The sequence below is a fragment of the Enterococcus dispar ATCC 51266 genome, assembly GCF_000406945.1.
GTDB lineage: Bacteria > Bacillota > Bacilli > Lactobacillales > Enterococcaceae > Enterococcus_C > Enterococcus_C dispar.
Genome location: NZ_KE136354.1, coordinates 1932498 through 1938635, shown reverse-complemented (window position 1 = coordinate 1938635; position 6138 = coordinate 1932498). Strand labels below are relative to the sequence as shown.

Annotated in this window: 5 protein-coding genes, 4 tRNA genes and 1 riboswitch; of the genes, 7 read left to right on the top strand and 2 right to left on the bottom strand. The window is 39.7% G+C overall.

The genetic code is table 11. The features are described 5' to 3' along the window. The first annotated feature begins 13 nt into the window (after positions 1 to 13). From RK01_RS09245 to RK01_RS09215, 7 genes are all read left to right on the top strand, one after another. Positions 14 to 86, top strand: a tRNA-Asp gene (locus RK01_RS09245). A gap of 4 nt (positions 87 to 90) precedes the next feature. Then, positions 91 to 163: transfer RNA gene (locus tag RK01_RS09240), tRNA-Phe, on the top strand. 46 nt (positions 164 to 209) lie between these two features. Beyond that, positions 210 to 283 (top strand) — tRNA-Ile (locus RK01_RS09235). Between the two features lie 13 nt (positions 284 to 296). After that, a tRNA-Glu gene (locus RK01_RS09230) sits at positions 297 to 368 on the top strand. A 115-nt stretch (positions 369 to 483) separates the two neighbouring features. Then, positions 484 to 560, top strand: a riboswitch (SMK box riboswitch). Beyond that, the gene (gene metK / locus RK01_RS09225; protein WP_016173033.1) at positions 558 to 1748 is read left to right on the top strand and encodes a methionine adenosyltransferase; all 1191 of its coding nucleotides are present in this window, start codon (positions 558 to 560) and stop codon (positions 1746 to 1748) included. It overlaps the preceding riboswitch by 3 nt. A 314-nt stretch (positions 1749 to 2062) precedes the next feature. Further along, positions 2063 to 3526 carry an MDR family MFS transporter gene (locus RK01_RS09220; protein WP_016173032.1) on the top strand — a complete coding sequence of 488 codons (1464 nt, stop codon included), beginning with the start codon at positions 2063 to 2065 and terminating at the stop codon, positions 3524 to 3526. A 136-nt stretch (positions 3527 to 3662) separates the two neighbouring features. Next, positions 3663 to 4433: an alpha/beta hydrolase gene (locus RK01_RS09215; protein ID WP_016173031.1), complete on the top strand. Its 771-nt coding sequence runs from the start codon at positions 3663 to 3665 to the stop codon at positions 4431 to 4433. Positions 4434 to 4616: 183 nt separating this feature from the next. On the opposite strand, the gene mnmM is transcribed toward RK01_RS09215, so the two are convergent. Both mnmM and mnmL read right to left on the bottom strand, forming a co-directional pair. Beyond that, positions 4617 to 5177, bottom strand: a complete 561-nt coding sequence (gene mnmM, locus RK01_RS09210) for a tRNA 5-(aminomethyl)-2-thiouridylate-methyltransferase MnmM (protein WP_016173030.1) — start codon at positions 5175 to 5177, stop codon at positions 4617 to 4619. Then, positions 5170 to 6135: a tRNA modification radical SAM protein MnmL/YtqA gene (mnmL, locus tag RK01_RS09205; protein ID WP_016173029.1), complete on the bottom strand. Its 966-nt coding sequence runs from the start codon at positions 6133 to 6135 to the stop codon at positions 5170 to 5172. Before mnmL ends, mnmM begins: the two co-directional genes overlap by 8 nt. Between the last annotated feature and the right edge of the window lie 3 nt (positions 6136 to 6138).

The following is a 6138-nucleotide window of genomic DNA, read 5'->3' as shown; positions in this document are numbered from 1 at the left end:
AAAACTAAATCCTGGTCCCGTAGTGTAGTGGTTATCACGCCTGCCTGTCACGCAGGAGATCGCGGGTTCGAGTCCCGTCGGGACCGTTTTGGCTCGGTAGCTCAGTTGGTAGAGCAATGGATTGAAGCTCCATGTGTCGGCAGTTCGATTCTGTCCCGCGCCATCTCTTTTTTAATGATTTTCATTAGAAAAGTTGTTTAGTTTTATATGGGCCTATAGCTCAGCTGGTTAGAGCGCACGCCTGATAAGCGTGAGGTCGATGGTTCGAGTCCATTTAGGCCCATTTATTAATAGTTGGTCCGTTGGTCAAGTGGTTAAGACACCGCCCTTTCACGGCGGTAACACGGGTTCGAGTCCCGTACGGATCATGAGAAGATACAATATGTATCTTCTTTTTTTTGTTTTCTTTATGTTTTTGTCAAAAGATTTATAGGAATTATAATAAAATAAGCGAGCTTTATCTTAGCAAATCTGCTATACTACAAACGTTGCAAGTTCCCGAGAGGATTCGCACTGCGAAGATGCCTTGTAACCGAATATTATCAGGGGGAATCATCATGACAGAAAGACATTTATTTACTTCAGAGTCTGTTTCTGAAGGACATCCAGATAAGGTAGCTGATCAAATCAGCGACGCAATTTTGGATGCGATTTTGACGAAGGATCCATCAGCCCGGGTGGCTTGTGAGACTTCGGTAACAACTGGTTTAGTTTTAGTATTTGGTGAAATTTCAACATCGGCTTATGTAGATATTCAAAAGATCGTTCGTAATACGATTAAAGATATCGGTTATACACGAGCTAAATTTGGCTTTGATGGGGATACAGTAGCTGTTTTAGTAGCTATTGATGAACAGTCACCTGATATTGCGCAAGGTGTAGATGCGGCTTTGGAAAGTCGTGATAACAAAGATGCCATGATAGATGAAATTGGAGCAGGGGACCAAGGATTAATGTTTGGTTTTGCTTGTGATGAAACACCAGAATTAATGCCATTACCAATTTCTTTGAGTCATAAATTAGTTCGTCGCTTAGCAGAGTTACGTAAAAATGGTCAATTAACTTATTTACGTCCAGATGCTAAGTCACAAGTGACAGTAGAATACGATGAAGCAGGCAAGGCACAACGGGTTGATACGGTTGTAATTAGTACACAACACGATGATGCAGTAGATAATGCTACAATTCGCGGCGACGTGATTAAACAAGTTATTGAACCTGTTATTCCAAGTGAATTATTAGATGAAGATACAAAATATTTTATTAATCCGACTGGTCGTTTTGTAATTGGCGGTCCTCAAGGAGATGCTGGTTTAACCGGACGTAAAATTATTGTGGATACTTATGGAGGCTATGCCCGTCATGGTGGCGGAGCTTTTTCTGGTAAAGATGCTACAAAGGTGGACCGTTCTGCTAGTTATGCTGCACGCTATATTGCTAAAAATATTGTAGCTGCTAAATTGGCCAACAAAGTAGAAGTGCAGTTAGCCTATGCAATTGGTGTGGCGCAACCTGTCTCTATCTCTATCAATACTTTTGGTACTGGAACTGTCAGTGACGACAAATTAATTGAAGCAATACGTGAAAACTTCGATTTGCGTCCTGCTGGAATTATTGAAATGTTGGACTTACGTCGTCCAATTTATCGCCAAACAGCTGCTTATGGTCACTTTGGGCGTACAGATGTTGATTTGCCATGGGAGCATACAGATAAGGTTGATGCACTCTTAGCGAGTGTAAATGCTTAATATCGCTTATTTGTTAATTCTTGCCGCTATTGCTTATGTGATAGCGGCTTTTCTTTGGATAAAGGCTAAATGAAACGATTATTTTTAGCTAAAATAGTTTGTATCATTTTTTATGAAATAGTGTAGTTGGCTAGAGCGTGATTATTATTTTACCATTCATTGTAGATTGTAAATTTGAAAATTGAAGTGACAATTAATCAAGCAATTGTTTGGTTAGTGCACGTTACACCTATTCTTCACGATTTTATGGCGTTTAAATTTGGTAAAGGTATATTATAATTTTATTTTTTGAAGTTGGATTAAGGAGGTTAAAAATGAAAAAACAAACAAATGTAACGCTGGTGACGGTTGCTGTTTTTGTCGCCACTTTCATGACGGCGGTAGAAGGTACGATTGTGACAACCGCTATGCCGACGATTGTTGGGTCTTTGCATGGGATTGAAATCATGAACTGGGTCTTTTCAATCTATTTATTAACCAATGCCATGTTAACGCCTATTTACGGCAAAATGGCGGATAAAATCGGCCGTAAACCAATTTTTATTTTGGGAACGATTCTTTTTATAATTGGGTCGGCGCTTTGTGGTCTATCTAATACTATGCTGACTTTGATTATTTCTCGAGCGATTCAAGGCATGGGGGCTGGTGCAATGATGCCCGTTGCCTTAACGATTATTGGTGATTTATACGATAAAGAAAAACGTGCCAAAGTACTTGGTTTAAATAGTACAGCTTGGGGAATTGCATCGGTAGTAGGACCTCTTGCTGGCGGTGTCATTGTCGATACAATTGGCTGGCATTGGATTTTCTTTATTAATGTACCGATTGGTATTATTTTGATTCTTTTAATTTGGCTTTATTTGGTTGAAGAAAAAGTAAATCAGCAACCCAAAAAGATGGATATTTTTGGTAGTTTTTCTTTGATGGGACTTTTGTTGGCTCTTTTATTAGCTTTTCAATTTTTAGGGGATGAAGGAGTATCTACTAAGGTGCTTGTTTTAACTTTTGTAGCGGTGCTAGCGGGGATTTTGTTTGTCTATGCGGAAAAAAGAGCAGAGGATCCTGTGATTTCATTACATTTGTTTACACAACCTTTATTTGTAGTGGTGAATCTGGTAGCAGCACTTGCCAGTGGCTTTTTAATTGGGATAGATGTTTACATTCCGATGTGGATGCAAGGAGTATTGGGACTTTCTGCTGGAATTGGCGGCCTTGTTTTGGCGCCATTATCTTTATTGTGGTTAGCGGGTTCTTTTTTGGCTGGCCGCTGGCTAGCTGAAATCACGGTTAAAAGAGTGTTACTTCGGGGATTAATGCTGACACTTTTTGGAGCTTTATGTTTAGTTTTTGTACCACAACATACCAACTGGCTTTGGTTTTTTGTTATCGCAACGATTTTGGGAATTGGTTTGGGTGCTGTGACAGTCACTTGTACGGTAAGTGCGCAAAGTAGTGTACCGGCTGAACAAATGGGGGTGGCAACTTCTTTTAATACTTTGGCACGGACGATTGGTCAAACGATTATGGTCTCAGTTTTTGGAATTCTATTAAATAGTATAACAGCTGCTCAATTACAAAATATCACCGTGGCCAATAAAAATGATGTGATGAATCAATTGGTAAATCCCCAGACAGCCAAATTACTGGCACCGCAGTTACGGGAAACGTTACGTGAGGTACTTTTTGCTGGTTTGCATGGTGTCTATTTGGCAGGTGCGATTTTAATTATTGCAGCTTTTGTTTTGACCCTATTTTTGAAAAATTCTGATACAATGTAGAAGAAAAGCGCTTTTCTAGACGTACTAATTTTTACAGGTTAAAAATATTTTTTAACTGGATATTTGAAATTACAGCTTACTAAAAAGTAAAGTTAGTTGGGAAAACGTGAAATTAAGAAAATCGGGGTGGTATAAAGTGGCATTTATACAAGCAAATATTTACTCTAGTGTTTTAAATTTGGATGTGGGATTGAATGTAATTTTACCCCAAAGTAGTGAACGCTTGGTTCGCAATAAAAAAGACGATGTCCCTGTTTTATATCTTTTACATGGTATGGGAGGCAATGAGACCGCATGGATGCGGCGCAGCAGTATTGAGCGCTATGTGCGGGAAAGTGAAATTGCTGTTATTATGCCTACCACGGAATTGGGCTTTTATACCGATACCTCTTATGGTATGAACTACTGGACTTTTATTGCTGAAGAACTACCGGCTATTTTACAAGAATTGTTCCCCCAACTTACGAAAAAGCGCGAAAAAACATTTGCTGCTGGTCTTTCAATGGGGGGCTATGGCGCAATAAAGTTAGGGTTACGCTGTCCGGATAAGTTTGCGGCTGTTGCGAGCCTTTCAGGAGCGTTGGCTTTAGCAAGTGATCCAGAAGTTTTATTGCAGTCTGGTAGTCAGCAATATTGGGAAGGTGTTTTTGGTCCAGTAGAAAAAATGCAGGGCTCTGAAAATGACCCCATTCATCTTTTGACAACTTTAGCACCAGAAGTAGCACCTAAGTTATTTGTGTGCTGTGGTACGGAAGATTTTTTATACACGAGCAATCAATATTTTGTCGAAAAGGCCCAAGCCGCTGGTTTTACAGTTACTTATGAAGAAGGACCAGGAGCTCACACTTGGGATTTTTGGGATAAATGGATTCAAAAAGTTTTGGATTGGTTACCAGTAGAAATTTAATCAATAAAAAGCAGATATTGCTTGGCTAAAAGTATCATTTGTATGAACTATTTTAACGAAAAAACACACTGTTTGAGTAAGTTTATTCTCTCGTGAGAGCCTTACTAGACAGTGTGTTTTTTTACCATAAATTGCTATTTTTGGTCAGCGCTAACTTTTACGATGAATATTTTTTGTTTGCGTTCATTTTGCTTCGATACAAAATAAAAGTGGCGGCTGATTTTTTTGATTGATAAACTGATAGGTTAAAACATTGTACTGTGCTTGTGGCAATTGACGACAATAAGTTTGCACTGTATCGAGTTCTGCTTGCCCTCCGGGATGACCATAATAGCAGACAATTACGATTCGCCCTTTAGGTACTAAACGAATCAAGAGGGCATCGAGTGCCTTTTTTGTTGTCTGTGGTCGTGTGATGATTTGTTTATCACTTTTAGGTAAATAACCGAGATTAAAAACAGCAGCTTTAATTTTTTCTTCATTTAAGTATTGTACTACATTTTCATGGCCATCTAAATGTAGGTGCACCGCTTGGCTATCGGCAAAATCCGCTAATTTTTCTTGAGTTGCCAAAATAGCAGCTTCTTGAATATCAAAAGCATCCACCGTACCACTTGGTCCTACCAACTGTGCCAAAAAAAGCGTATCATGTCCGTTTCCCATCGTGGCATCTACCACATGGTCACCAGTTCTCACCACTTCACTTAGAAGTTCGTGACTGTAACGCATTGCCGTTTTAAGCATGAATTCCTGCCTCCAACAAGATGTTTTTGCTTCCTTGATAAGTATCACGTCGTTTCATTTCATCATCAATGGCATTTAAAACTTCCCATTTTTTTAGACTCCACATCGGCCCAACCAGAGAATCCCACGGTGCATCGCCGGTTAAACGATGAATAATGACTTCTGGTGGAATTAATTCCAACTGGTCACAGATGACATTGACATAGCTTTGGCGACTCATCAGTTGCAGACGACCTTCATGATAGTCACGCAACATACGGGTGTTACGCATTAAATGCAATAAATGTAATTTGATCCCTTGAATATCGCTGTCCATTAAAGTCCGTCGCACATTTTCTACCATCATTTCCGGTGTTTCCTCAGGTAAACCATTAATTAGATGGGTACAAACCCGAATATCATGCTTGCGCAAACGGGCAACAGCGTCAACATAAGTCGGGTAGTCATGCGCACGGTTAATAATTTTACTGGTTTTTTCATAGGTAGTTTGTAAGCCTAGTTCCACCCACAAGTATAGACGCTCATTTAATTCCGCCAAATACTCGACGACATCCTCAGGTAAGCAGTCTGGTCTGGTCCCTACGGATAGGCCCACCACACCTGGTAAATTGATCACTTGCTCAAATCGTTCTTTAATCACGGCTAAAGGTGCATGGGTATTGGTAAAGTTTTGAAAATAGACAATATATTGATCGACATGGGGCCATTTTTGATGCATCATATCAATTTCTTTATGAAATTGAACAGGTAATGGATCTTCCGGCGCTACAATCATATCACCTGAGCCAGAAACACTACAAAAAGTACAACCACCGCGTGCGACGGTACCATCGCGGTTCGGGCAATCAAAGCCACCATCTACTGGTACTTTAAAAATTTTTCCGCCAAACTGTTGGCGTAAAGCATAATTCCAGGAATGGTAACGTTTATTGGCGTCTTCACTATATAAAAAAGTCATTTT

Coding starts and splice junctions, on each gene's coding strand:
- metK (WP_016173033.1), top strand. CDS start 558: ATGACAGAAAGACATTTATTTACTTCAGAGTCTGTTTCTGAAGGACAT.
- mnmL (WP_016173029.1), bottom strand. CDS start 6,135: ATGACTTTTTTATATAGTGAAGACGCCAATAAACGTTACCATTCCTGG.
- RK01_RS09220 (WP_016173032.1), top strand. CDS start 2,063: ATGAAAAAACAAACAAATGTAACGCTGGTGACGGTTGCTGTTTTTGTC.
- mnmM (WP_016173030.1), bottom strand. CDS start 5,177: ATGCTTAAAACGGCAATGCGTTACAGTCACGAACTTCTAAGTGAAGTG.